Here is a 25652-nt window from a genome sequence, read left to right on the forward strand (position 1 = left end):
CGGTGCCGTCAAGCGGGGGTTGGTCCGGAGTGACGTGCGGAAGGTGCGGTCGCCGGGCCGGGATTTCCAGAGGGGGGAGGGGCCACAACGAGGGCTTCCGCAACGCCTGTACGGAAAAATCGCACTGTCTCGCGAACGCAATGATCGCTGGGTAGTGTCCGTCATGGCCCGGATCGTTCTCGCCACTATCGGCTCGCTGGGCGATCTGCATCCGTTCATCGCGATCGGCCAATCGCTGGCGGCGCGTGGCGAACGGGTGGTGCTCGCCGTCCCCGAGGATCACCTGGACAAGGTCAGGGCCGCCGGACTCGGGGGGGCGTCGATCCTGCCGAGCTTTGCGGCGATCTGCGCGCGGTTGGGCCTGAGCGACGTAGAGGTCGCCGCGAAGGTTCTCGCCGACCGGGATTTCGTGATCGACGAAATCCTGATGCCATCGTTGCGGGCCAGCACCGCCGCTCTGGATGCGGTGGCCGATGGAGCCGATGCGCTGGCCGGGTCGACCTTCGCCTTCTCGGCCGCGATCGTCGCGGAGAAGCGACGGCTGCCGCTGGCGACGATCATCCTTCAACCGATGACGCTGTTTTCCGCGTGGCAGCCGCCGGTCGCCCCACAGTTCGAGCTGATGCGCCATCACCCGCAGACCCGCTTTGGCCATGGCTGGAACAGCGCACTTCTGTCGCTGGCGCGAACCGTCCTGCGCCGACGATATGCCAGGCGCATCGACGCGGTGCGCGCCGAACACGGGCTCGGTCCCGGGAAGGGGGCGCCGATGCTCGATCATGGCCCGGCGACGGCAGCGATCCTGTGTTGTTGGTCCTCGGCATTGCGTATGCTCCCGCCCGATGTACCGAGCACGGCATCACTGACCGGCTTTCCCTTCTTCGATAGCGAGACCGGCGCGGACAAGGTGCGCGCGCCCGAACTGGAGGCGTTCCTGGACGAATGTCGGCAGGCAGAGGACGCCCCCCTGATCTTCACGCTGGGATCGTTCGCGGTCGTATCGGCAGGCCGCTTTTACGAAGACGCCGCCGCCGTCAGTCGGACGCTTGGCAAGCGCGCGCTTCTCCTGACGGGGCGACCGGGGCCTCCGCGTCGCGACGGTGACTGCCTGTCCATGCACTACGCGCCGCATTCGACGGTCTTCCCCGAGGCAGCGGTAGTGATTCATCATGGCGGGATAGGAACGACGGGCCAAGCACTCCGAGCAGGCCGCCCGCAGATCGTCGTTCCGCACTTCGGCGACCAGTTCGATAACGCTGCACGGCTTGAGTCGGCGGGCATCGCCCTGACAATCAAGCGCCAACGATTTGGCGACGCGCATACCGCCAGCGTCATCGCGCACGTCCTCTCCAATGCGGCGATGGCGCAGGCGGCACAGGCGGCGGCGGATGTCGTCGCCGGCGAAGATAGCGCGGGGACCGCGGCGGATCGGATCTTACGTCTCTGTTCGTGATGCATGCCGACGCGTGTTGGTCACGTCGCCGGCTTGGGGAACGTCAGGCCAGACTCACGCGCCCGCCCGCATGGCGTTCGAGCCGGCCGCCAAGTTCGAGTTCCAGCAATACCGTGTGGACCACCGCGGGGCTCAGGTGCGACTGGCGGATCAGTTCGTCGATCGCGACGGGGACGGGGCCGAGCAGGTCGGTGATCCGGCGGCGGTCGGTGTCGCTTGCGTCCTCCGGTGGCGAGGCGGCGTAGACGTCGATCGGGGAGCGGACCGAGCGTGGGTCGAACGGGCGGATCTGTTCGAGGATGTCGGCGGCGGATTGCACCAAAGTTGCGCCTTCGCGGATCAGGAGGTTGCAGCCTTGGGCACGCGGGTCGAGCGGGCTGCCGGGGACGGCCATGACTTCGCGGCCGGACTCGTTGGCTAAGCGCGCGGTGATGAGCGAGCCGGATTTGGGGACGGCCTCGACCACCACGGTGCCGATCGCGAGGCCGGCGATGATGCGGTTGCGCGAGGGGAAGTTGCGCGCCTTGGGCTCGGTGCCGGGGGGCTGTTCGGCGAGCAGCAGGCCTTCGGTGGCGATGCGTTCCTGCAACGCGGTGTTGTCGGGCGGGTAGGCGATGTCGATACCGCTGGCGATGACGCCGATCGTGGCGCCGCTGGAGCCCGCGCCGAGCGCACCGATGTGCGCGGCGGTGTCGATGCCGCGGGCTAGGCCGGAGACGATCGTGGTGCCCTCTTCGGCGAGTTGCAGCGCCAATTGTCTCGCGAAGCGGCACGCGGCGGCGGACGCGTTGCGGGCGCCTACCATGGCGATGCAGGGGCGGGTGGCGTGGGTGAGATCACCGCGGAAAATGAGGGCCGGCGGGGCTGTCTCGATTTCGGCAAGCAGGCGCGGATAGTTAGGGTCGTCGAGGAAGAGATAGCGCGCGCCGAGCCTGGCGGTGGCGGCCATTTCTCGTTCGGCCAGCGCCGCGTCGGCGATCCTGGGGGCACGTCCGCCGCCGCGTTGCGCGAGCATCGGGAGCGCTTCGATGGCGGCGTCCGCGCTGCCGAAGCGGGCGATGAGCTGGCGATAGGTGACCGGTCCGATCCCGGTCGTGCGGATGAGCCGAAGTCTCGAGACCGTCGGGTCAGTCACTCTTTTGCCGGTTGGCGCCGATGCGTGGTTCGGTGCCGGAGAAAAGGCGCTCGACGTTCTCGCGGTGCTTCCACAGCACGATCAGCGCGAGCGCGAGGAGCAGCAGGACGAGGTCGAAGCGACCGAACAGCGCGGCGGCGAACGGGGCGCTGAGCGCGGCGGCCATGCCGGCGACCGAGGAGATCCGCAGGCCCGCGAGCAGGCCGAGCCAGACGACCGCATAGACCAGCCCGAGCGGCCAATGGAGTGCGACGACAATGCCCATAAGGGTTGCGACGCCCTTGCCGCCCTTGAACTTCAGCCAGACCGGGTAGCAATGACCGATGAATGCGCCGGCCGCTGCTAGGAGTGCGTTGCCGGGGAACAGGTGTGCGACGAGCAGCACGGCGACCGCGCCCTTGGCCATATCGAGCAGCAGCGTGGCGGCGGCGAGGCCCTTGCGACCGGTGCGAAGGACGTTGGTCGCGCCGATATTGCCCGAGCCGATCGTGCGCAGATCGCCAGCGCCGCCGAGCCGCGTCAGGATGACGCCGAACGGAATCGAGCCGAGCAGATAGCTCAGCACGAGCGATAGCGTGGGCGCGACCCAGAGAATTTCCGTCTGCAACTATGTCCCCCGTTCTGAAGGGGCTTATAAACGACGCGGGGCTGACGGCAAATGGCGTCGCTGGGCATCGATCTTACACCATCCGTCATCCTGACTCCTCCTGTCATCCTGACGCCTCCCGTCATCCTGACGAAAGTCAGGACCCAGGATTGCAGGCGGCAACGTTCGTGGCTCTGGATCCTGACTTTCGTCAGGATGACGAGGTGGGGGGGCGGGGACTGGTTTGCACGAGCCGAACCGGCCTAAGAGCGCGCATGGACACGCGCCCCATCTTGTTCTTCGATTCCGGCGTCGGCGGGCTGTCGATCGTCGGGCCGGCGCGCGCGGCGCTGCCCGATGCGCCGTTCGTCTATGCCGCCGACTCGGCCGGGTTTCCGTACGGTACCAAGAGCGAGGCGGAGATCGCGGCACGCGTGCCGGTGTTGCTGGGGCGGCTGGCGGAGCGGTATCGGCCGAGGCTGATCGTGATCGCGTGCAACACCGCCTCGACGATCGCGTTGCCGGTGGTGCGCGCGGCGCTCGACCTGCCGGTGGTCGGGACGGTGCCGGCGATCAAGCCTGCCGCGCTGCTGTCGACGACGCGGACGATCGGCGTGCTGGGGACCGAGGCGACCGTGCGGCAGGCGTATGTCGATGATCTGGCGGCGAAGTTTGCAGGCGATTGCACGGTGCTGCGCTACGGCTCGGCGGCTCTGGTCGAGATGGCCGAGGCGAAATTGCACGGCCGATTCGTCGCGCCGGAACGCTATGCAGCCGTGCTAGATGGCTTGTTTTCGCAACCCGGTGGCCATTCGATCGACGTAATCGTCAACGCCTGCACGCATTTTCCGTTGGTCGAGGCGGAGCTGGCGGCGGCGGCGCCCTGCGTGCGGTTCGTCGATGGCGGTCCCGGGATCGCGCGGCGGATCGTGCATCTCATGCAGGACGAATCATGGTCGGGCGCGGGGGAGGGCGTTGCCGTCTTCACCCGGTTGGGCGACGAGGAGCGCGCGCTCGGACCCGCCTTGGCGGCGCACGGGTTTGGCAGGATCGAGCAGCTTTAAGCGTTAACCTGGGACAATGTGCCACCTTGCGTCGTAGCCGCATCGTGGCAATGTGCACCCAGCATGAGGAAAGCGATCACCGTAAGAGCGGTATTGCGCTGGAAACGAGTGAAAGCGAGGCGTAGTGCCCAAGCCTATGATTACCAACGGCATCACGGCAACGGATTCTACCTTGGGTCCGCGAGTCGATTATTCGCGCGTGTTCACGCAGGCGATCGACCGGTTGCATGCCGAAGGGCGCTACCGCGTGTTTATCGACATTCTCCGCAACAAGGGCGCATTTCCGAATGCGCGCTGCTTCGCCGGGCATAACGGTCCCAAGCCGATCACGGTGTGGTGTTCGAACGATTACCTCGCGATGGGCCAGCACCCGAAGGTCATCGCGGCGATGGAAGAGGCGCTGCACGACGTCGGCGCGGGTTCGGGCGGCACGCGCAATATTGGCGGCAACACGCATTATCATGTCGACCTGGAAGGCGAACTCGCCGACCTGCACGGCAAGGAAGCGGCTCTGCTGTTCACCAGCGGGTACGTCTCGAACGAGGCTACGCTGGCGACTTTGGCCAAAGTGCTGCCGGGCTGCATCATCTTTTCCGACGAGCTGAATCACGCGTCGATGATCGCGGGCATCCGCAACTCGGGCTGTGAAAAGCGCGTGTTCCGCCACAACGATCTCGCGCATCTCGAAGAACTCCTTGCGGCCGAAGATCCGGCGGCACCGAAGCTGATCGCGTTCGAGAGCGTGTATTCGATGGAGGGCGACATCGCGCCGATCTCCGCGGTGTGCGACCTTGCCGACCGGTACAACGCGCTGACCTATTGCGACGAAGTCCATGCGGTTGGGATGTATGGCGCGCGCGGCGGCGGCATCTCGGAGCGGGACGAGGTCGCGCACCGGATCACGATCCTCGAGGGCACGCTCGGCAAGGCATTCGGCGTGATGGGGGGCTATATCGCCGCCGATCGCACGATCGTCGACGTGATCCGCTCGTATGCGCCAGGGTTCATCTTCACGACCTCACTGTCGCCGGTGCTGGTCGCCGGCGTGCTCGCGAGCGTGCGGCATCTTAAAAGCTCGAGCGTCGAGCGCGAGGGGCAGCAGGCTTCCGCGGCGATGCTGAAGGCGATGCTGAAGGACGCCGGGCTGCCGGTGATGATCGGCGATACGCATATCGTGCCGCTGATGGTCGGCGATCCGGTCAAGGCGAAGAAGATCAGCGACGTGCTGCTCGCGGAATACGGCGTTTATGTTCAGCCGATCAACTACCCGACCGTGCCGCGCGGCACCGAGCGGCTGCGCTTTACGCCGGGGCCCGCGCATACCGAGGCGATGATGCGCGAACTGACGGATGCGTTGGTGGAAATCTGGAGTCGGCTGGACTTGCGCAAGGCAGCCTGAGGCTCAGTCGACGACGATGTCGAGGTTGAGTTCGGGGATTGCGATAGGGTGGCCGAACGGGATCAGTCGTTTGTCCTCGTAATCACCGGCGCGGGGCTTGGCCATCACATGCGTCCGACGCGCGTTGATATCGACGACCCAATAATGTGGCACGAACGCCTCGGCATAGTCGCTTCTCTTGGCGCCGAGATCGAGCGCGAGGCTCGTATCCGCGATCTCGACAGCGAGAAACAGTGCAACGCGGTCGAACAAGGTCGCGCGCAGATCGGGATCGCGAAGCACTGCCACATCCGGTTCGCGTAGCGTGTCGGCGGCCAGGCGGACGGTCGGTTCCTGCCCGACGATCCATTCGGTGCCGAGCGCGGCGAAGGCGGATTGCAAGCGCAGGAAGGCGATACGCTGCGCGTTCCAGTGCGGTACGTTTGCCGGTGACATCCGCATAATCTCCCCGTTGACCAGTTCGACCTTGCCTAGCCAGTCGGCAATCGGCGGATGACGGACGAGCTCCATGAACTCGGCGGTGGTGAAACGCGCGGGCCCGGAAGCCAATTGAGTGATGTGTTCGGCAACGCTCATAGCGTCAGTATAGCATTTTCCCGCACCCGAGTCACAGTATAGCCGCCAGTAACGTCAGGATGCCGAGACCAAGCGACAGCGGTACGCGCAACGCCATCCAGCCGGGCGGTGCGATGCCGGTGCGGACCAGCGCGCGGTCTACCAGCAGTGCGCCGATCAGGCTGATGCCGAGCACGACGAGTGACGGGCCGGGCCAGCGCAGGCCGACCATCCACGGCCAGGCGGTGACCAGCGCGATCAGCGATGGCGCGACGCTGGCGAACCAGAGCCAGCGCGGCGGCGAGTCGGTGCGTGCCGCGAGGCCCCACCAGAGACCGCCGAGGAAGCTCAGGATGATCGCGGCATAGGCGTAGGCGATCGCCAGCGCGGAGAACCGGCTTTGCGCATCGCCGCTCATCAGCAGCGCGACCGCCGCGAGTTGCGGGAGGAGGCCGCTCAGCCCGAGCAGGCGCGCGATCGGCGGGATGCCGCCGGTCGCGGCGGGTCGCGCTGTCATCAGACGGGCATCAGACGGGCATCAGACGCGCGCGACCACGCCGGTGGCGACGACCGGGCCGGTCGGCAGGCCGGTCGGCGAGCCGCCGAGTGGCTCGACCGAGATCGCGAGCGTCGCGCCGGGCGCTATGCGACCGCGGTCGACGCCCTTGGGGGCCAGCGCGGTTGGACGGCCGGAAAGCAGACCGAGCGAATGCGGCACGCCGTCGCCGCCGATCACCCAGAGCTGCGCGACGCGCGCGTCCGGAACGCCGGGGCCGGCTGCGACGCGGAGTGCGCCGTTGGCAGGATCGTAGACCGCGGCGACGGGCGACTTCGCATCGCCAAGCATCGCGACGAGCACGCTGGTCGGCCGCGCGACGGGGATCGGCTGCGAGACGGGTACGGTCGGCTCGGGGCGGACCATGACGAACAGCAGCAGCGATGCGGCGATCGCGCTCGTGACCGCGGCAAGCACCGGCCATGCGAAGCGGCTCGTTGGCGCGGCAGCTGGCGTCCCGTCGAGACTGGCTTCGATCCGGGCTGCGAGATGCGGCGGCGCGGCGCGTTCGGGCCAGAGGTCGAACAGGACCGCCAGGCGCGACCGCCACCATTCGACCTGTGCGGCGAAGCCGGGCTCGGCGAGCACGCGGCGCAGCGCTGCCCCGCGCTCTTCGCCTTCGAGCAGACCGAGCGCGAGTTCGGCGGCGGCGACGTCTTCGGGCACGCCGGTATCTGTGATCGGATCAACCATCGAGGCAATCCTTCAGGCGGGCGAGGCCGCGGCGGACCCAGCTCTTCATCGTGCCCAGCGGCACGGCGCGCTTGATCGCGAGTTCGGCGTAGGTGATGCCGTCGAAGAACGCGGTGCGGATCGCGTCGCGCTGTTGCGGTTCGAGACCGTCGAGGCACTCGATCAGTTCGCGCGACGATTCGCTCGCCAGCATCCCCGCTTCGGCGCCCTCGCCGGGATCCGCGACGTCCGGTGCATCGTCGAGCGGGCTCGTGCGGCGGACGCCCTGCGCGCGCTGCCAGTCGATGGCGCGGTTGCGCGCGATCGTCGCCAACCAGGTTATCGGGCTCGCGCGGCCGGGTTCCCAGGCACCGGCGCGTTTCCAGATCGTGAGATAGACCTCGTGCAGCACATCCTCCGCGGCTTGGGCGTTGCCACAGATACGGTGGGTGATCCCGAAAAGCTTCGCGCTGGTCAGCGTATAGAGTTCGCGAAACGCGTCGCGGTCCTCCTGGCCGGTGCGCAGGAGCACTTCGGAGAGGTGCGCGCGGGCGGCGTCGGCGTTGGCATGTGCGATAGTCACGGGCGGGAACCTAGCGGCTAAGTCCGTCGCGGCAATAGCCTTCGCCGGGCTTTACGGTGAGGCAGTCGGTTTTGCCGAAAAGGTATTTGAGCCCGGTCGCGTCGCCGTTGGTCGGGCGCAGCGTTTCGCGGACGCCACCGCGATCGAACGCTATCGTGTCGCCGGTCGCGATGCCGTCGAACTTGCCCTTGTTGTCGAGGTCCCACTGCATGGTCAGCGCGTAGTGGCCGGGGGTGGCGGTCGGAGCGACGTCGAGGACCATGCCTTCGACGCCGATCCAGCGACCGGTGTAGTTAGGTGCGTTGGGCGTGGCGGCGTCGGGCTTGGATGCGGCGACCTTGCGTTCGACCGATCCGGCGGAGGTCATGTTGCCGTCGCTGCTGGTATCGGGGGCAGGGCCTGAGCAGGCGGTCAGCGCGGCGGCGGCGAGCAGGGTGAGGGCTTTCATGGCGCTTCTCCTTAAGGGGGCATCGCATTCTATGATCCTCCCCCGCCAGGGGGAGGTGGCAGGCATAGCCTGACGGAGGGGGAGGAAAGCGGCAACTCCTGTTTCGTGTCCTCCCCCTCCGTCTGGCAAGGGCCAGCCACCCCCCCTGGCGGGGGAGGATCGCGATACTCGGGGGGGGCACCTTACGAACAGGTGTGGCAAATTCCGGATCGGGAGGGTAGGGGGCTGGGCACCCGATCCCCCGTCACAGGATTACGCCAGGTGCGCATCGCCATCGCGTCCGATCATGCCGCCGTTTCGTTGAAAGCGGTGCTCGTCGCCTGGCTGCGCGAGGCAGGGCATGACGTGCTCGATCTCGGTCCCGAAGGCACCGCCAGCGTCGATTATCCCGATTACGGGTTCAAGCTCGCGTCGGCGATCGCCGATGGCAGCGCGGATCGCGGCATCGCACTGTGCGGCTCCGGGATCGGTATTTCGATCGCCGCCAACCGTAACCCGAACTGCCGCTGCGCACTCGTGTCCGAACCGCTGTCGGCTAGCCTTGCGCGGGTGCATAACGACGCCAACGCCATCGCGATGGGCGCGCGCCTGATCGGCGAGGAAATGGCCAAGGGGTGCGTCGAAGCTTTCCTGTCCGCCGATTTCGCCGGCGGCCGTCATCAACTCCGTGTCGATAAACTTTCCACAAAGGTCCCCGCATGAGCACTCAGCCCCGCGAACTTCATGACGTCCAGCCCGACGGGTTTTTCACGCGCGGCCTGGCCGATGCGGACGCTGCCGTTTTCGCCGGCGTCGCTGCCGAACTGGAACGCGAGCAGACGCAGATCGAGCTGATCGCGTCGGAGAACATCGTCTCGAAGGCTGTGCTCGAGGCGCAGGGCTCGGTGTTCACGAACAAGTACGCCGAGGGCTATCCGGGCAAGCGCTATTACCAGGGCTGCGCACCGTCGGACACGGTCGAGACGCTCGCGATCGAGCGGGCGCGCGCCATCTTCGGCTGCGGGTTCGTCAACGTGCAGCCGCATTCGGGTGCGCAGGCGAACGGCGCGGTGATGCTGGCGCTGGTAAAGCCCGGCGACACGATCCTCGGCATGAGCCTCGATGCGGGCGGCCACCTGACGCATGGCGCGAAGCCGGCGATGTCGGGCAAGTGGTTCAACGCGGTCCAGTACGGTGTCGACGCGACCACGCACCTGATCGACTACGACCAGGTCGAGGCACTGGCGGTCGAGCATCAGCCGAAACTGATCATCGCGGGCGGTTCGGCCTACCCGCGCACGATCGACTTCGCGCGCTTCCGGGCGATCGCGGACAAGGTCGGCGCGTATTTCATGGTCGACATGGCGCATTTCGCCGGGATCGTCGCCGCGGGGCTGCACCCGACGCCGTTCGGTCATGCGCATGTCGTCACGACCACCACGCACAAGACGCTGCGGGGCCCGCGCGGCGGCATGATCATGACCAACGACGAGGCGCTGGCGAAGAAGTTCAATTCGGCGGTGTTCCCGGGGCTCCAGGGCGGGCCGCTGATGCACGTGATCGCGGCGAAGGCGGTCGCGTTCGGCGAGGCGCTTCAGCCTGATTTCAAGAGCTACATCGCCGCGGTCGTCGAGAACGCGAAGGTGCTGGCGGCGACGCTCAAGGAGCGCGGCTCGGACGTCGTGTCGGGCGGCACCGACACGCACCTCGCGCTGATCGACCTCACGCCGCTGGGCATCACCGGGCGCGATGCGGACGAGGCGCTGGAGCGGGCGGGGATCACCTGCAACAAGAACGGCATCCCCAACGATCCGCTGCCGCCGGTCAAGACCAGCGGCATCCGCGTCGGCTCGCCCGCGGGTACGACGCGCGGGTTCGGCCCGGCCGAGTTCCGCGAGATCGGCAACATGGTCGCCGACGTGCTGGACGGCCTCGCGAAAAAGGGCGAGCATGGGGACCCGGAAGTCGAGGCGGACGTTCGGACGCGTGTTCGTGCACTCTGCGCGCGCTTCCCGATCTATCAAGGATAAGTAGCATGTCGAAGTTCGACGACGTCCAGAACGACATCAAGGCGACCCCCGGCCTCGGCAAGAGCATGGCCAAGTGGAGCGCACTCGGCGCGGTCGTCGCGATCCCGGTACCGGTGATCGGCCCGATCTTCGGCGCACTCGCAGGCGCGGGCTACGCGTACTACAAGGGCAAGAAGAAGGTCTGAATGCGCTGCCCCTTCTGCGGACATGAAGACAGCCAGGTAAAGGACAGCCGCCCCACCGAAGACGGGGCGGCGATCCGACGCCGGCGCCAGTGCGAAGGGTGCGCGGCGCGTTTCACGACGTTCGAGCGGATCCAGTTGCGCGAGCTATTCGTGTTGAAGAGCGAGGGCAGGCGCGAGCCGTTCGACCGGGAGAAGCTGCTCAGGTCGTTGTCGATCGCGACGCGGAAGCGGGCGATCGAGGCTGGGCGGATCGAAAAGCTGGTGAGCGGGATCCAGCGGCGGCTGGAAACGCTGGGCGAGAACGACGTGACGTCGAAGCGGATCGGCGAGATGGTGATGGACGGGCTCAAGGGGCTCGATTCGGTCGCGTATATCCGGTTCGCGAGTGTGTACCGGGATTTCAGCGAGGCCAAGGACTTCGAGGCTTTTGCCGGGAGTGTGGAGGAGGTTGGGCGGGCGGAGTGAGTTTGGCAGGTTCGCGGCCTAGCAGGTTCGCGGCCTAAGTGACCCTTTGACTTCGCTCAGGGCGAACGGAGGGGGTGAGCACGGGCGTGATCGCCGGCCTCGATAGTAATTCCGCCTCCCAACCCCGTTCGTCCTGAGCGAAGTCGAAGGACTTGTCCGAACGTCACGCCCCCGCGTAAGCCCAACCCATGACATTCTGGGCATATGTGGTGCGCTGCGCCGACGACAGTTATTATACCGGACACACCGATAACCTGGAGCGCAGGATCGGCCAGCACAATCTCGGCGAGATATCGGGCTACACGCAGACGCGCCGCCCGGTGACGCTCATGTGGTGCCAAGATTTCGGCAGTCGACAGGAGGCCCTCGCTGCGGAGTTCCAGGTAAAGGGCTGGTCGCGGCGCAAGAAGGAAGCGCTTGCGCGTGAGGATTGGGCGGATCTGCACGATGCGGCGATCCCCCCGCGGGAACGTGCCCTTCGACTTCGCTCAGGGCGAACGGAAGGGGGGGAGGGCATCCCCGCAAAGGATAGGGCGGCTATCTCCTCGGAAGACGGGGAGAGTATCCTTTCGGAAGAGGAAAAGAGCGTCATCTCGGGTGGCGAGAACCATGTTCGATCGGAAGAGGGGAAGGATGTCCCATCTCCCCCTCCCGTTCGTGCTGAGCGAAGTCGAAGCACCTTGGCGGACGAAACCCCACCCCCGGTCATCGTCCTGGTCCGTCCCCAGCTCGGCGAAAACATCGGCAAGGCCGCGCGCGCCATGCTCAACTTCGGGCTCACTGAAATGCGCCTCGTCTCCCCGAGAGACGGCTGGCCCAACCCCTCCGCCGGCCCGGCCGCCAGCGGCGCCGACATCGTCCTCCAGAACGCGAAGGTGTACGACAGCGTCGCCGCCGCCACCGCCGACTGCGCGCAGATTTACGCCACCACGGTGCGCAAGCGCGGCGTAACCAAGCCCGTCGTTACCCCCGAACAGGCCGCAACCGAGATCCACGCAGCCCCCGGCCGCTCCGCGATCCTGTTCGGGCCCGAGCGCTCCGGCCTCGAAACCGACGACGTCGCGGTCGCGCGGACGATCATCACGGTGCCGATCAACCCGGAGTTCGGATCGCTCAACCTCGCCCAGGCGGTGATCCTGGTCGCGTATGAATGGTCGAAGGGGCTGACCGCCGATCGCGAGCTGTCGCAGCCGTCGATCAACCCGATCATGCCGCCCGCGCCGCAGGAGGAGCTCGACGGGATGATCGGGCAGCTCGATGCGATGCTGATGGGGGCGGGGTTCTTCCATCTGCCCGACAAGATGCAGTCGACGCGGCGGACGCTGCGCACGCTGCTGACCAAGCCGGGCTGGTCGAGCCAGGAGATTCGGACTCTCCGCGGGGTGTTGTCGTCGCTGGGGGGGAAGAAGCCGCGGGTTTGAGGCCCGACTGACCCGCCAGCCTCCGTTCGCTACTCTTTCCGTTCGCCCTGAGCGAAGTCGAAGGGTGTGCCCCAAGCGAAGGTGCTTCGACTTCGCTCAGCACGAACGGGGGTGGGGTCGGGATTCGGACGGGGTCGGGAGGGGGACGGGACGGGACGAGACGAGACGGGGGACTCTTGGTGGGTGGGGCTAGCGTTTGTCGAACGCCGCCAGTTCATAGGCGATCGACGCTTCGACCAGCGCTTCCCATAGGTCCGCAACCACCGCGTCCGGCACCCCGAGCCTCACCGCCTCGGCGCGCGCATTCTCGATGACCTGCGTCTTCCGCGCCTCGTCCCGCACATGCCCGCGCTCGGGCTTGATGCGTGCGGCGGCGTCCATGTATGCGAACCGCTTGGCGAGCAACGCGACCAACTCTCGGTCGAGCGCGTCGACGCCCGCGCGGACGTCGGTCATGGTCGTGCAGTCTGGGCCGGATAGTATGGTCATGCGCCGCCTCTTGCCGAGACGCTCGCAGCCTGTCCAGCACGACCGCCGAGCTTGACTCTGACGTCCCTCCCGTCTAGGCGCCCGCCTTCGCAATGGCCCTGCACCCCGGTGAAGCGGTGGCCCTGCCCTGTCTCGTACAGCAAGCAGAGCGATACCGGGACAAACCCTGCCTTCCCCGCAAACGTGGGAACCGGTTTTCGGATCGGGAAGGCAGATCACGTTGTTAGCATTTGCCAAGGACTTACTATGTCGAAGCGTCAAAGCGCGAAGTACAAACTCGATCGCCGTATGGGCGAGAACATCTGGGGTCGTCCCAAGTCGCCGGTCAACAAGCGCGAATACGGCCCGGGCCAGCACGGCCAGCGCCGCAAGGGCAAGGTCAGCGATTTCGGTATCCAGCTGCGCGCCAAGCAGAAGCTCAAGGGCTATTATGGCGACGTGACCGAGAAGCAGTTCCGTGCGTGCTACCACGAGGCTGCGCGTCTGAAGGGCGATACCTCGCAGAACCTGATCGGCCTGCTTGAGCAGCGCCTCGACATGATCGTCTACCGCGCCAAGTTCGCACCGACGATCTTCGCGGCTCGCCAGATCGTCTCGCACGGCCACATCCGCGTCAACGGCGTGAAGTGCAACATCGCCTCGCGTCGCTGCTTCGTCGGCGACGAGATCACGCTGGGCACCAAGGCGCAGGAAATGGCGCTGGTCATGGAAGCGCAGAGCCTCGCCGAGCGTGAGATCCCCGACTACGTCGCCACCGACGGCGCCGCCAAGGTCACCTTTACGCGCGTCCCGACGCTCGACGAAGTGCCTTACCCGGTGAAGATGGAGCCGAACCTGGTCGTCGAATTTTACTCGCGTTAAGCCGAGAAAATTCGTCGACCGGCCGGCGTCGCTCAAGCGACGTTCGACGACGTGGCTTTGCCACGGCGCGGTTTGGAATGGAAAAGGGCGGTCCTGCGGGGCCGCCCTTTTTCGTTGCGCCTTGTCGCCTCGTGGACATGCGCGCCGGGCTTTGCCAGAACGCGCGCAACCAAATGGGGAATGATCATGCGCGCTGCCATCCTGTCTCTCCTGCTGCTCGGGACCGCTGCGTCCGCGCAGACGACCCCCGCGATTTCGGTCGAGACGTTGAAGACCGTCACGCAGGTGCTCTCGTCGGACGCCTACGAAGGCCGCGCGCCGACCACGCCCGCCGAGGCGAAGACGGTCGCATATATCGTCGAGCGGATGAAGGCGGCGGGGTTGAAGCCCGGTAACAAGGGGTCGTGGACGCAGGACGTGCCGATGGTCGAGATCACCGCGGGCAACGTCGCGCCGTTCAGCTTCACCGGCGGCAAGGCACCTGTCAGCCTCGCGTACCGCACCGACATGGTTGCGGGGACGTACCGCGTGGCGCCGAAGTCCGCGGTGGCGAACAGCGACGTGGTATTCGTCGGCTACGGCATCACCGCGCCCGAAAAGGGGTGGGACGATTATGCCGGCACCGACGTGAAGGGGAAGACCGTGGTCATCCTCATCAACGACGCCGACTGGCAGACGATGTCGCGCGACGGGCCGTTCGAGGGGCGCGCGATGACGTGGTACGGGCGCTGGCCGTACAAGTTCGAGAACGCCGCCAAGCACGGCGCGGCGGCGGCGATCATCGTCCACGATACCGAGCCGGCGGCGTATCCGTGGGCGGTGGTGCAGTCGTCCTGGACCGGGCCGCAGCTCGAGCTGGACGAGAAGGGCGATCATCTCGACCAGTCGCAGATCGTCGGCTGGATGCAGAAGCCCGCGGCGGAGCGCGTGTTCGCGAGCGCGGGCAAGGATTACGCGACGCTGGCGGCGGCGGCGAAGGTGAAGGGGTTCAAGGCGGTCCCGCTCGGGCTGAAGTTTGGCGGTGGGTTCGACAACACGATCAAGCGGCAGGCGTCGAAGAACGTCATCGGTGTGCTGCCGGGGACGGCCATAGCTCAAGGGGGGGCGCCCAATGATTATGTGATGTATTCGGCGCATTGGGATCACCTCGGGCGCTGCGACGCGGTCGATGGCGACGATATCTGCAATGGCGCTGCGGATAATGCGAGCGGCGTCGCCGGGCTGGTGGCATTGGCCGAGGCTCAGGTGAAAGCGGGGCCGGCCAAGCGCTCGATCGCGTTCCTCGCGGTGACGGCGGAGGAGTCCGGGCTGCTCGGGTCGCGCTATTATGCCGAGCATCCGATCTATCCGCTCGCGCACACCGTCGGTGGGGTGAACATGGACGTGCTGAACGTCGACGGCCGGGCGAAGGATTTCGTGCTGACCGGCGCGGGGAAGTCGGAGATCGAGGATCTGGTGAAGCCGTTCGTCGCCGCCGAGGGCCGCGTGATCGGTGTCGAGGCGAACCCGGAGCGGGGCGGCTACTACCGGTCGGATCACTTCAGTTTCGCCAAGCTGGGCGTGCCGATGCTCGATGGCGGCAGCGGCGAGGATCTCGTCGTCGGTGGGACCGCGGCGGGACATGCCAAGCGCGAGGATTATGTCGCGCACCGCTATCACAAGCCGGCGGACGAATATGACGCGAAGTGGGACTGGCCGGGCGCGGTCGAGGACCTGACGATCTATTACGGGCTCGGGCGCAAGCTCGCGGACGATACCAGTCTGTGGCCGAACTGGTATAAGACCGCCGAATTCCGCGGCATCCGTGACCGCGATCGCGCAGGAGCCAAGTAAGTGACCACGACCGTCTCTACCCCCGCCGAATGGGCGCACCACAAGGCCGTCTGGATCGGCTTTCCGAGCCATGCGGACCTGTGGCTGGAGGATCTGGAGCCCGCACGGGACGAGGTCGTCGCGTTTGCCAAGGCGGTGCATGCCGGCGGCAAGGGCGAGACGGTAATCCTGGTCGCGGCCGACGTCGGATCGGCGACCACCGCCAAGAAGCTGGCCCCGTTCGCGGACGTGGTGGTCGAGCCGTTCGGCGATATCTGGCTGCGCGATACCGCGCCGATCATCGTCGGCGACGGCAGCGCGCGGGACTTCCGGTTCAACGGCTGGGGCGGGAAGTACGACCTGCCCGGCGACGACACGATCGGGCAGCGGCTGGCAGAAAGCCGGCACAAGCAGGTCGAGACGTGCGACTGGGTTCTCGAGGGCGGCGCGATCGATGGCGATGGTACCGGGACGGTCGTCACGACGCAGCAGTGCCTGCTCAACCGCAACCGCAATCCGTCGCTGAGCAAGGGGGAGATCGAGGCGCGGCTAGCGTCCGATCTCGGCTATACCCGCGTAGTGTGGCTGGGCGACGGGTTGGTCAACGATCATACCGACGGCCATGTCGACAATCTCGCTCGGTTCGTCGGTGAGGGGCGGGTGGCGATCCCCAAGGCGACCGACAACGATCCGAACTGGCAGGTGTACCAGAACGCGGCGCGCGATGCCGAGGCGGCCGGGCTGAAGGTCGTGACGATCCCGTCGCCGGGGCGTGTGCTGCGCGACGAGGAGGTCGTGCCGGCGAGCTACATGAACTTCTATATCGGCAACGCTGCGGTGGTGGTGCCGTTGTATGGGGCGGAGAACGACCAGGCGGCGGTCGTGGCGATCCAGGCGCTGTTTCCGGACCGCGAGGTGGTGGGGCAGCGTGCGGATCATATCCTGACCGGGGGCGGGAGCTTCCACTGCATCTCGCAGCAGATTCCCGGCTGAGTCCTATTCTTGTTCCCCCGCGAAGGCGGGGGCCCAGGGTCACAAGCGATATCGTTCCTGGCTCCTGGACCCCCGCATTCGCGGGGGAACGGCGCTCGAGGCGCGCTCAACTATTGAATTAAAAACACCACCCGGCGAAGGCCGGGGTCCAGTTGGAAAGGTTGCAGTAACGGAGGACAGCGCGCAGTTAACTCAGTCCCCAACTGGCCGGGGTGGTGGTTAAGGTGGGCGGGCTCAGCGGCTCCAGCGGGCCCAGATTGCGGTGGGGAGCGTCAGGCCGCGCGCTTCTTCGCGGACGCCGAGTTCGCCCACTTCGACCTTGCCGGGGAGGTCCGCGAAGACCTGGTTCAGCAATTCACCGATCGCGAGCGCGGACATCCGCACTGCGTAGACCGTCAGGAACAGGAAGCGCGAGTTCTCATCGAGCAGTTTCCGGCAATCGGCGATCAGCTTTGGGAGATCCTCCTCAAGCCGCCACACCTCACCCTCAGGCCCGCGCCCATATTTCGGCGGATCGAGCAGGATCCCGTCATACCGCCGCCCCCGCCGAACCTCGCGCGCGACGAACTTCGCGGCGTCATCGGTCATCCAGCGGATCGGCGCGTCGGCCATACCCGACAGTTTCGCATTCGCCTTGGCCGCCTCGACCGACTTCTTCGACGCATCGACGTGCACCATGCGCACGCCCTTGGTCGCCATCGCCAGCGTGCCGACGCCGGTATAGCCGAACAGGTTCATGCATTCGGGCGAGTCGAGCCCGGCGACGCGCTCGCGCATCCAGCTCCACACCGGCGCCATGTCGGGGAAGAAACCAAGATGACGGAACGGCGTGGTCTGCGCGGTGTACGACACCTCGTTCCACTTGAGCGTCCAGCCTTCGCGGGGCACGGGCTCGGAGAATTCCCAGCGGCCGCCGCCGTCCTCGTCCGAGCCGGGGACAAATTCGCCCTGCGCCTGCCAGTTGGTTGAAGCGGGTGCCCACATCGCCTGCGGCTCGGGCCGGATGAAGCGGAAACGGCCATAGCGTTCGAGCTTCTTGCCGTTCCCCGAGTCGATCAGGCCGTAATCCGCCCAGGGTTCGCCGATGAGGGTATGCAGCTTCATGCCGATGGCTTCGCGCGCTCGGTGATGTAGGCGGTGATCGCGTCGAACGTCGCCGGGAGCGTGGCGTAGCGTTCCTCGCGGTCGAACAGGTCGCCGACGCGGGTGGGCAGCGAGGGACGGACGCCGGTGGCGCGCTCGACCGCGTCGCCGAACTTGGCGGGATGCGCGGTGGCGAGTGTGACGATGGGGACGCCGGCAGGGACTTCGGTGCGCAGCGCGGCGGCGAGGCCGATCGCGGTGTGCGGGTCGATCACCTGGCCGGCGTGCTCGTGGGCCCAGCGCATTGCCAGCGTCATGTCGTCGAGGTCGATGCGCTCGCTCTGGAAAAGGGCCGAGGCGCCTTCCGACTGCGCGTTGGTGAGGCGCATCGCTCCCGAGGACTCGAAGCCAGCCATCTGTGCGGCGAGCGCTACGCCATCGCGGTCGCCGAGGTCGAACAACAGGCGCTCGAAGTTCGAGCTGACCTGGATGTCCATCGACGGGGTCGGAGTCTGCTGGACGCCGCCCTTCGAATAGTCGCCGGTGCTGAGCGCGCGGTGGAGGATGTCGTTGACGTTGGTCGCGACCACCAGCTTGGCCACCGGCAGCCCCATCTTAGCCGCGACATAGCCCGCGAACACGTCGCCGAAATTGCCGGTCGGGACCGCGAACGCGACTTCGCGATCGGGCGCGCCGAGGCGGACGGCGGCGTAGAAGAAATACACCACCTGCGCCATCAGGCGGGCCCAGTTGATCGAATTGACCGCCGACAGTGCGAATTTGGTCGAGAAGGCGCGGTCGTTGAACATCGCTTTCACCAATGCCTGGGCGTCGTCGAAGCTACCTTCGATGGCGATGTTGTAGACGTTGGGGCTGAGCACCGTGGTCATCTGGCGGCGCTGCACGTCGGAGATGCGGCCGACCGGGTGGAGCATGAAGATGTCGATCCCCTCGCGCCCCGCGACCGCGTCGATCGCGGCCGAGCCGGTGTCGCCGCTGGTCGCGCCGACGATCGTCAGGCGCTTGTCCGTGCCGGCGAGGAAGCGCTCGAAGAAGAGGCCAAGCAGCTGGAGCGCGACGTCCTTGAACGCGAGCGTCGGGCCGTGGAAGAGTTCGAGCAGCCACTGGTCGTGGTCGAGTTGCAACAGCGGGGTCACGGCTGCGTGCGAGAAGCGACCGTATGCCTGTTCGCAGAGCGACTTCAGCTCTTCGCGGGACATCGCGTCGCCGACGAATGGCGCCATTACGACAACCGCGGTGTCGACATACGACAGCCCGGCGAGCGCGGCGATCTCGTCTCGCGTCAGCGTCGGCCACGCGTCGGGGAGGTAGAGGCCGCCATCGGAGGCGAGGCCGGCGAGCGTCGCCGCTTCGAAATCGAGGACGGGCGCCGAGCCGCGGGTGCTGATGTAACGCATGGTCACGCGGTTAGCGGGCTGAGCGGAAGGGAACAAGCTGCACGCTTTCCGTTTTCCTGCGAACGCAGGAATCCAGGGTTACGCAGGGATGCGCGCGGTACCCTGGGCTCCTGCGTCCGTAGGAGAACGGCCTATTACAATCCTCCCCCGCCAGGGGGAGGTGGCGCCGAAGGCGACGGAGGGGAGGACACGGAACGCCGGTCATCGCTTACCGCCCCCTCCGTCTGGCAAGCGCCAGCCACCTCCCCCTTGCGGGGGAGGATCGAGTCAGCGCGGTTCCATTTCCGTCCGTGGCCGGCGGCGGAGCGCGAGCGTGTAGATAATCGCGGCGATGGCGGCGAAGAAGAACCATTGGCCGGCGTAGGCTAGGTGGTTGTTGGGGACCGAGTCGAGGTCGGGCTTGCCGTTGGGGCTGAGCCCAGCCCCCGTAACATTAGATGGCGGGGTATCGGCGACCAGCATCAGGCGCTGCGGGGTGTGATTGAACAGCGATCCGATCAGCGAACGGCCATCGGGTGCGTGGCTGATGAAGCCCGAGACTTCGCCACCGGTCCAGGCGATCTTGGCCATCGGATCGCGCGTGGTGCCGAGCTGGGCGATCATGCCGGGGCCCTCCGCGCCGGTCTTGCATTCGGCGATCGCGCGGAAGCCGGACTTGCCGGCGCCGGCGAGTTTGATGTCGGTCGGCTGTAGGCAGAGGCCGGAGGCGCGGCGGAACAGCAGCGTCTCGTCGGGGAACCGCGGGAAGGCCATCGGCGGCTTGGCGGGATTGGCGGCGAGCTGCGCGAGGAACGCTTCCTTTCTCGGGAGGCGGTCGAGGAGTTGCCACAGGCCTAGCGCGATCATCGCGGCGATTGCGAGCGTGACGAGGATGGTAGGGATGATCGGGATGCGTCGTGCGGTGTGGGTCACGGGTCGATTCGGCCTTCGCGGGCTGCGTTGCGGTATTCGGCGGACATGAGCGCGCCCTTTGCTGCTCGGAGCGAGAGGACCACCCCGCCGGCGGTGAAGGGGATCCAGATCAGCATGTGGAGCCAGAGTGGCGGATGGACTTTGAGTTCGAGCGTGATCGCTAGGATGACGACAAGCGCGCCGAGGATCAACGTGAGGAAGGCGGCAGGGCCGTCGCCGACGTTGAACTTGCTGAAGTCTAGCCCGCAGTTCGGGCAACGATCAGCGAAGTTGGACCATTTCGCGAAGAGCGTGGGCTTGCCGCAGCGCGGGCACAGACCTTTGAGCGCGACCTGTGCGATCGTGGGGGCGTTGCCGAGCGGGTAGGGGTCTTCGGTCATGCGGTCAGCTTTCCCGTCCGTAAAACCCGGGTACGCCAGAAGCTTGTTTCCCCGCGAAGGCGGGGACCCAGACTGGGCTCCCGCCTTCGCGGGAGAACAAGTTTAGCGCGGAAGCTTGAGTGAACGTCCTGCTATTCGCCACCACCCCGACGAAGGCCGGGGCCCAGTTCGGGGACGTTGCTGACGGAGGACGGCGCTTCGCTACTGCGACCTTGCCAACTGGGCCCCGACATTCGCCGGGGTGGTGCCTGCCGGGGTGGTGGCTCACCCCAAAACTAGCAAAGCTCAACCGCCGTGGACGGGGGCGCCCCAGCCGCCCCAGACGTAGACGGTGACGAACAGGAACAGCCACACGACGTCGACGAAATGCCAGTACCACGCCGCCGCCTCGAACCCGAAATGCTGGCGCGGGGTGAAGTCGCCCTTGTAGGCACGGACCAGGCAGACGATCAGGAAGATCGTGCCGATCAGCACGTGGAAGCCGTGGAAGCCGGTCGCCATGAAGAACGATGCGCCGTAGTTGATGCCCTTGAACGGGAACGGCGCGTGGACGTATTCATACGCCTGGATCGAGCTGAACAGCGCGCCGAGGATGACGGTCAGCCACAGGCCCTTGAGCACACCGTCGCGGTTGCCGACGCCGATCATCCCCCAGAGCCCGGTCTTCTCGCCGCCGCGCTGGTTGTGGATCAGTGCGTGGTGCGCCCAGGTCACCGTGGTGCCCGAGGTGAGCAGGATCAGCGTGTTGAGCAGCGGCAGTTCGAACGGGTTGATGACCGTCAGGCCCTTGGGCGGCCATTGCGCGACGATCGCCGCGCCGCCTTCGACCGCCCGCGTGACCGTGCCGTCGGCGAAGGTCATCGCGGTGGGGAACAGCGAGAAGTCGAAGAACGCCCAGAACCAGCCGACGAAGAACATCACTTCGGAAGCGATGAACAGGATCATGCCGTAGCGGAAATGGAGCTGCACGACCGGCGTGTGATCGCCGTCGTGCGCTTCCTTGATGACCTGTGCCCACCAGCTGTAGAAGGTGAAGAGCAGCCCGGTCAGGCCGATGAAGAAGATCCAGCCGCCGCCATTGGGCTTGTCGATATGGCCGCCGTGCATCCACATGATGCCGCCCACCGCCATGATCAGCGCCGAGAACGATCCGACCAACGGCCAGATGCTCGGCGGCAGGATATGGTAATCATGGTTCTTGGCGCCAGCCATTGGTACTCCCCTAGTCGTTTTGCCGCACCCTAGCTTGCGATTTTCGCGGAATCCACCGGGTAAAACGTATAGCTGAGCGTGATCGTCTGGATATCGGCGGCGTCGGGATCGGTGAGGATCTTCGGATCGACGAAGAAGATCACCGGCATCCGCGCGGTCTCGCCAGGCTTGAGCGTCTGCTGCGTGAAGCAGAAGCACTGGATCTTGGTGAAATACTTGCCGGCCTGCGCGGGCTGGACGTTGAACGTCGCGGTACCGGTGAGCGGCTTGTTCGACGTGTTCGTGGCGGTGAAGAACGCCATGTCGCGCGCGCCGATATCGACCGTGTCCGAGCGATTCTCGGGTGTGAACTTCCACGGCAGCTTGGGGCTGACGTTGGTGTCGAAGTCGATCTGGATCTTGTGGTCGACCGCGCCGGGGGCGGCCAGCCCGCGGTTGGTGGTGCCGTTAAGTCCGGTCGCGGCGCAGAACAGCCGGTAGAGCGGCACACTGGCCCAAGCGAGCCCGGTCATGAAACAGATGAAGAGAACCGCGAGCGCCGCGGTGCGGTTGGTGCGCGACATCGTGCGCCAAGTAGCCATCAGTGTGGCATCCCCGCGCGGATCTTGGCGATCGAGACCGCGAAGATCAGGATGACGAATGCACCCAGCAGCAGCGCCATGACTCGCGCACGGCCACGCTGGCGGCTGCGGATCAGGTCTTCCTCGCGGATAGGATCGGGAATGCTCATGCGAACCACCGGTCGACGACCAGCGCGCCGAACATCACGAACAGATACAGGATCGAGTATTTGAACAAGGCCTTCTCCGGTTTCATCGCATCGTCGGCATGCGTGGTGCGCTTGGCCACGCGGATGGCGAGCAGCGCGAACCAGCCGGTGAGCAGGATGGCCGCGATGCCGTAGATCGGCCCCGTCAGCCCAAGCGGCCAGGGCAGGATCGCAACCGCCGCCATCGGGATCGTGTAGAGCCCGATCTGCGTCCGCGTGGTCCGCTCCCCCGAGACGACGGGGAGCATCGGTACGCCCGCGGCGGCGTAATCGCTCTTCATGAACAGCGCGAGCGCCCAGAAATGCGGCGGCGTCCACAGGAACACGAACAGGAACAGCAGCACGGGCAACAGAGCGATGTCACCGGTCGCCGCGGCCCAGCCGATCAGCGGCGGGAATGCGCCGGCAGCACCACCGATGACGATGTTCTGCGGCGTGCGACGCTTCAGCCAGACGGTATAGACCAGCACGTAGAACAGGATCGAGACGGTAAGGATCGCCGCGGCGACGAGATTGACCGCGACGCCCATGAACAGCACCGAGAACGCGCCGAGCCCTACGCCGAAATGGAGCGCGGCCTGGCGGTCCATCCGGCCATCGGGAAGCGGGCGCTTCTGCGTGCGGCGCATGACCGCGTCGATGTCCGACTCGTACCATTGGTTAAGCGCACCCGCGGCACCCGCACCGAGCGCGATGCAGAGGATCGCGGTGAAGCCGATTACCGGGTGCACGCCGACCGGGGCCGCAAGCATGCCGCAAAGTCCGGTGAAGACGACGAGCGTCATCACGCGCGGCTTGGTCAGCGCCAGGAAATCGCGCCAATGCGCCGGTGGCAGGAGGGGGGTGGCGGGAGTCATGGTTCGGCTACGCTATACGCGTTGGAAAGGCCGGAGGAAAGCGGTGTGGCTTGGTGCGTGCTCGCGGTCAGGCGGTTACGACACGATGGGTCCTGCCGCCGTCACCCCAGCGAAGGCTGGGGTCTCTCGCGTTGCGCACAACGGGAGTCTCAGAGTGATACCGCGGCTTTTGCTGGGGCGACGGGTTCGCGCTGGGGTGACGGGATCAGGTTGGGGTAACGGGATTGAGGCTGGGCTGCTGGCTTTCTCGCGCATCAGCTCGTGGGTTTGCTCGCGGCTGTTTGCCCCGGTAGCCCACTAGCCGGCCCACTGCCAGATTGGCGAGCCGTCGACTCATCCACACCGTCATCCTGACGAAAGTCAGGACCCAGAGCCATGGGGATGACGCTTTTGACCCTGGGGCCTGACTTTCGTCAGGATGACGGGGGCTGACGTAAGGTGAGGCCTTCTGCTTCCCTGTTCTACCGCGAAGGCGGGAGCCCAGACTCGGTCCCCGCCTTCGCGGGGAAACACGAAGTGGGGCTTAGAACTGCTATTCAAGCAAAAACGCCCCGGGTTTCCCCGAGGCGTCTTTGTTTCTGGCTGACCCCGACACGGGAGCAAGTCCCGTGTCGTCGGACGCGGCCTCGCCGCGCCGGCCGGGCGGGGGCCTGATGGCCCTGATACGCCTCAGTCGATCCGCGGCAGCGTCTCGAACTGATGGTACGGCGGTGGCGAGGAGATCGTCCACTCCAGCGTCGTCGCACCGTCGCCCCAGGGGTTGTCGCCTGCCGGCTTGCCCGCAACCAGCGACCAGATCAGATTGACGAAGAACACCACCATGCCCGCGGCCATGATCATGTAGCCGACCGAGGCGACCGTGTTCCAATGCTCGTACTGCGGCGTGTAGTCCGGGATACGGCGCGGCATGCCCTGCAAGCCCAGGAAGTGCATCGGGAAGAACATCACGTTCACGCCGACGAAGAACACCCAGAAGTGCAGCTGGCCGAGGAACTCGTTGTACATTTTCCCCGTCATCTTCGGGAACCAGTAGTAGAACCCGGCGAACAGCGAGAAGACCGCACCCAGCGACAGCACGTAGTGGAAATGCGCCACCACGTAATAGGTGTCCTGCATGTAATCGTCGATGCCGCCATTGGCGAGCACCACGCCGGTCACGCCGCCGACGGTGAACATGAAGATGAAGCCGATCGACCACACCATCGGCGTCTTGAAGGTGAGCGAACCACCCCACATCGTCGCGATCCACGAGAAGATCTTGATGCCGGTCGGCACCGCGATGACCATCGTCGCCGCGGTGAAGTACATCTTGGTGTTCACGCTGAGGCCGGTGGTGAACATGTGGTGCGCCCACACGACGAACCCGACCACGCCGATCGCGACCATCGCATACGCCATGCCGAGATAGCCGAAGACGGGCTTGCGGCTGAACGTCGAGATGATCTGGCTGACGATGCCGAAGCCCGGCAGGATCATGATGTAGACTTCGGGATGGCCGAAGAACCAGAACAGATGCTGGTACAGGACGGGGTCGCCGCCGCCGGCCGGATCGAAGAAGGTCGTGCCGAAGTTGCGATCGGTCAGCAGCATCGTGATTGCGGCGGCGAGCACCGGCAGCGCGAGCAGCAGCAGGAACGCGGTGACGAGCATCGACCACACGAACAGCGGCATCTTGTGCAGCGTCATGCCCGGCGCACGCATGTTGAAGATCGTCGTGATGAAGTTGATCGCGCCGAGGATCGACGATGCGCCCGCGAGATGGAGCGCGAGGATCGCCATGTCGGTCGACGGTCCGGGCTCGCCGTACGTCGAGAGCGGCGCGTAGAGCGTCCAGCCATTACCCGCGCCACCGAAGAACGGCGAGGCGAGCAGCAGCGTGAAGGCGGGGATCAGCAGCCAGAACGACACGTTGTTCATGCGCGGGAACGCCATGTCCGGCGCGCCGATCATGATCGGCACGAACCAGTTGCCGAAGCCGCCGACCATCGCCGGCATGACCATGAAGAACACCATGATCAGGCCGTGTGCGGTGATCAGTACGTTCCAGAGATGGAGCGATTCGTCGAGGCTGGCGGGGCCGCCGTGGAGCATGCTCGCCCAGCCCTGCAGATACTGGATGCCGGGATGCGCGAGCTCGGCCCGCATGAGCCCCGAGACCGAGCCGCCGATGATCCCCGCGACGATCGCGAAGATAAGGTACAGCGTGCCGATGTCCTTGTGGTTGGTCGACATGAACCAACGCGCGAAGAAGCCCGGCTTGTGATCGGTATCGTGATGATGGTCGTGCGCTTCGTGGGACACGAAGGCCGACGGGGTGAGAGCGGTGTCGGTCATC

At 66.2% G+C, this 25652-nt stretch carries 28 protein-coding genes; 11 read left to right on the forward strand and 17 right to left on the reverse strand.

Annotated elements, in window-relative coordinates; translation table 11 throughout:
- Positions 1-163: 163 nt before the first annotated feature.
- On the forward strand, positions 164-1453 hold the full coding sequence (locus O6Y00_RS14445; RefSeq protein WP_353443273.1) for a glycosyltransferase: 1290 nt from the start codon (positions 164-166) through the stop codon (positions 1451-1453).
- A 43-nt stretch (positions 1454-1496) separates the two neighbouring features.
- On the opposite strand, the gene dprA is transcribed toward O6Y00_RS14445, so the two are convergent.
- Together dprA and plsY are read right to left on the reverse strand one after the other, a co-directional pair.
- Positions 1497-2588, reverse strand: a complete 1092-nt coding sequence (gene dprA, locus O6Y00_RS14450; protein ID WP_353443274.1) for a DNA-processing protein DprA — start codon at positions 2586-2588, stop codon at positions 1497-1499.
- Complete coding sequence (gene plsY, locus O6Y00_RS14455) at positions 2581-3195, reverse strand: glycerol-3-phosphate 1-O-acyltransferase PlsY (protein WP_353443275.1); 615 nt, start codon at positions 3193-3195, stop codon at positions 2581-2583. The genes dprA and plsY overlap by 8 nt, the downstream gene beginning before the upstream one ends.
- A gap of 254 nt (positions 3196-3449) precedes the next feature.
- On the opposite strand from plsY, the gene murI reads away from it, so the two are divergent.
- Complete coding sequence (gene murI / locus O6Y00_RS14460) at positions 3450-4238, forward strand: glutamate racemase (RefSeq protein WP_353443276.1); 789 nt, start codon at positions 3450-3452, stop codon at positions 4236-4238.
- A 172-nt stretch (positions 4239-4410) separates the two neighbouring features.
- A complete protein-coding gene (gene hemA / locus O6Y00_RS14465; RefSeq protein WP_353467023.1) occupies positions 4411-5637 on the forward strand; it encodes a 5-aminolevulinate synthase in 1227 nt (408 codons plus the stop codon).
- Between the two features lie 3 nt (positions 5638-5640).
- Here hemA and O6Y00_RS14470 read toward each other — a convergent pair whose 3' ends face one another.
- From O6Y00_RS14470 to O6Y00_RS14490, 5 genes are read right to left on the reverse strand one after another with little or no spacing between them, the layout of a single operon-like run.
- Entirely contained in the window at positions 5641-6213 is a 573-nt protein-coding gene (locus O6Y00_RS14470; protein WP_353443277.1) for a Uma2 family endonuclease, read from the reverse strand.
- A gap of 31 nt (positions 6214-6244) precedes the next feature.
- Positions 6245-6709: a DUF3429 domain-containing protein gene (locus O6Y00_RS14475; RefSeq protein ID WP_353443278.1), complete on the reverse strand. Its 465-nt coding sequence runs from the start codon at positions 6707-6709 to the stop codon at positions 6245-6247.
- A 21-nt stretch (positions 6710-6730) separates the two neighbouring features.
- A complete protein-coding gene (locus O6Y00_RS14480) occupies positions 6731-7441 on the reverse strand; it encodes an anti-sigma factor (protein WP_353443279.1) in 711 nt (236 codons plus the stop codon).
- Positions 7434-8003 carry a sigma-70 family RNA polymerase sigma factor gene (locus O6Y00_RS14485; RefSeq protein WP_353443280.1) on the reverse strand — a complete coding sequence of 190 codons (570 nt, stop codon included), beginning with the start codon at positions 8001-8003 and terminating at the stop codon, positions 7434-7436. The genes O6Y00_RS14480 and O6Y00_RS14485 overlap by 8 nt, the downstream gene beginning before the upstream one ends.
- Before the next feature lie 10 nt (positions 8004-8013).
- Positions 8014-8451, reverse strand: coding sequence for a hypothetical protein (locus O6Y00_RS14490; protein ID WP_353443281.1), 438 nt, complete (start codon positions 8449-8451; stop codon positions 8014-8016).
- Between the two features lie 261 nt (positions 8452-8712).
- Between O6Y00_RS14490 and rpiB the strand changes: the two genes are divergently transcribed.
- The 5 genes from rpiB (at position 8713) to O6Y00_RS14515 (ending at position 12531) form a co-directional block, all read left to right on the forward strand.
- Positions 8713-9153: a ribose 5-phosphate isomerase B gene (gene rpiB / locus O6Y00_RS14495; protein WP_353443282.1), complete on the forward strand. Its 441-nt coding sequence runs from the start codon at positions 8713-8715 to the stop codon at positions 9151-9153.
- The gene (locus tag O6Y00_RS14500) at positions 9150-10460 is read left to right on the forward strand and encodes a serine hydroxymethyltransferase (protein WP_353443283.1); all 1311 of its coding nucleotides are present in this window, start codon (positions 9150-9152) and stop codon (positions 10458-10460) included. Before rpiB ends, O6Y00_RS14500 begins: the two co-directional genes overlap by 4 nt.
- Before the next feature lie 5 nt (positions 10461-10465).
- Positions 10466-10645: a hypothetical protein gene (locus O6Y00_RS14505; protein WP_056053298.1), complete on the forward strand. Its 180-nt coding sequence runs from the start codon at positions 10466-10468 to the stop codon at positions 10643-10645.
- Positions 10646-11110 (forward strand): transcriptional regulator NrdR, encoded by a 465-nt coding sequence (gene nrdR / locus O6Y00_RS14510; protein ID WP_056487307.1) that lies wholly within the window; start codon positions 10646-10648, stop codon positions 11108-11110.
- Positions 11111-11298: 188 nt separating this feature from the next.
- On the forward strand, positions 11299-12531 hold the full coding sequence (locus tag O6Y00_RS14515; RefSeq protein ID WP_353443284.1) for a TrmH family RNA methyltransferase: 1233 nt from the start codon (positions 11299-11301) through the stop codon (positions 12529-12531).
- Positions 12532-12720: 189 nt separating this feature from the next.
- Here O6Y00_RS14515 and O6Y00_RS14520 read toward each other — a convergent pair whose 3' ends face one another.
- On the reverse strand, positions 12721-13020 hold the full coding sequence (locus O6Y00_RS14520; protein WP_253071575.1) for a chorismate mutase: 300 nt from the start codon (positions 13018-13020) through the stop codon (positions 12721-12723).
- Positions 13021-13266: 246 nt separating this feature from the next.
- Between O6Y00_RS14520 and rpsD the strand changes: the two genes are divergently transcribed.
- From rpsD to O6Y00_RS14535, 3 genes are all read left to right on the forward strand, one after another.
- Positions 13267-13881, forward strand: coding sequence for a 30S ribosomal protein S4 (gene rpsD, locus O6Y00_RS14525; protein ID WP_056487297.1), 615 nt, complete (start codon positions 13267-13269; stop codon positions 13879-13881).
- Positions 13882-14067: 186 nt separating this feature from the next.
- The gene (locus O6Y00_RS14530; protein WP_353443285.1) at positions 14068-15714 is read left to right on the forward strand and encodes a M28 family peptidase; all 1647 of its coding nucleotides are present in this window, start codon (positions 14068-14070) and stop codon (positions 15712-15714) included.
- Positions 15715-16686 (forward strand): agmatine deiminase family protein, encoded by a 972-nt coding sequence (locus tag O6Y00_RS14535; RefSeq protein WP_353443286.1) that lies wholly within the window; start codon positions 15715-15717, stop codon positions 16684-16686.
- A 234-nt stretch (positions 16687-16920) separates the two neighbouring features.
- On the opposite strand, the gene O6Y00_RS14540 is transcribed toward O6Y00_RS14535, so the two are convergent.
- The 9 genes from O6Y00_RS14540 to ctaD all read right to left on the reverse strand — a co-directional run bounded on the left by O6Y00_RS14540 (position 16921) and on the right by ctaD (position 25651).
- Positions 16921-17790 carry a class I SAM-dependent methyltransferase gene (locus O6Y00_RS14540; RefSeq protein ID WP_353443287.1) on the reverse strand — a complete coding sequence of 290 codons (870 nt, stop codon included), beginning with the start codon at positions 17788-17790 and terminating at the stop codon, positions 16921-16923.
- The gene (thrC, locus tag O6Y00_RS14545) at positions 17787-19187 is read right to left on the reverse strand and encodes a threonine synthase (protein WP_353443288.1); all 1401 of its coding nucleotides are present in this window, start codon (positions 19185-19187) and stop codon (positions 17787-17789) included. The genes O6Y00_RS14540 and thrC overlap by 4 nt, the downstream gene beginning before the upstream one ends.
- A gap of 267 nt (positions 19188-19454) precedes the next feature.
- Complete coding sequence (locus tag O6Y00_RS14550) at positions 19455-20099, reverse strand: SURF1 family cytochrome oxidase biogenesis protein (protein ID WP_353443289.1); 645 nt, start codon at positions 20097-20099, stop codon at positions 19455-19457.
- Positions 20096-20479 carry a DUF983 domain-containing protein gene (locus O6Y00_RS14555; RefSeq protein WP_353443290.1) on the reverse strand — a complete coding sequence of 128 codons (384 nt, stop codon included), beginning with the start codon at positions 20477-20479 and terminating at the stop codon, positions 20096-20098. Before O6Y00_RS14555 ends, O6Y00_RS14550 begins: the two co-directional genes overlap by 4 nt.
- Before the next feature lie 285 nt (positions 20480-20764).
- Complete coding sequence (locus O6Y00_RS14560; protein WP_060525948.1) at positions 20765-21691, reverse strand: cytochrome c oxidase subunit 3; 927 nt, start codon at positions 21689-21691, stop codon at positions 20765-20767.
- A gap of 29 nt (positions 21692-21720) precedes the next feature.
- Complete coding sequence (locus O6Y00_RS14565) at positions 21721-22272, reverse strand: cytochrome c oxidase assembly protein (RefSeq protein ID WP_353443291.1); 552 nt, start codon at positions 22270-22272, stop codon at positions 21721-21723.
- Complete coding sequence (locus tag O6Y00_RS14570; RefSeq protein ID WP_353443292.1) at positions 22272-22421, reverse strand: hypothetical protein; 150 nt, start codon at positions 22419-22421, stop codon at positions 22272-22274. The genes O6Y00_RS14565 and O6Y00_RS14570 overlap by 1 nt, the downstream gene beginning before the upstream one ends.
- Positions 22418-23317, reverse strand: coding sequence for a heme o synthase (locus O6Y00_RS14575; RefSeq protein ID WP_353443293.1), 900 nt, complete (start codon positions 23315-23317; stop codon positions 22418-22420). The genes O6Y00_RS14570 and O6Y00_RS14575 overlap by 4 nt, the downstream gene beginning before the upstream one ends.
- Positions 23318-23986: 669 nt before the next feature.
- The gene (gene ctaD, locus O6Y00_RS14580) at positions 23987-25651 is read right to left on the reverse strand and encodes a cytochrome c oxidase subunit I (protein WP_353443294.1); all 1665 of its coding nucleotides are present in this window, start codon (positions 25649-25651) and stop codon (positions 23987-23989) included.
- Position 25652: the final 1 nt, after the last annotated feature.

Origin of the sequence: Sphingomonas faeni (genome assembly GCF_040407565.1) — a bacterium.
GTDB lineage: Bacteria > Pseudomonadota > Alphaproteobacteria > Sphingomonadales > Sphingomonadaceae > Sphingomonas > Sphingomonas faeni_F.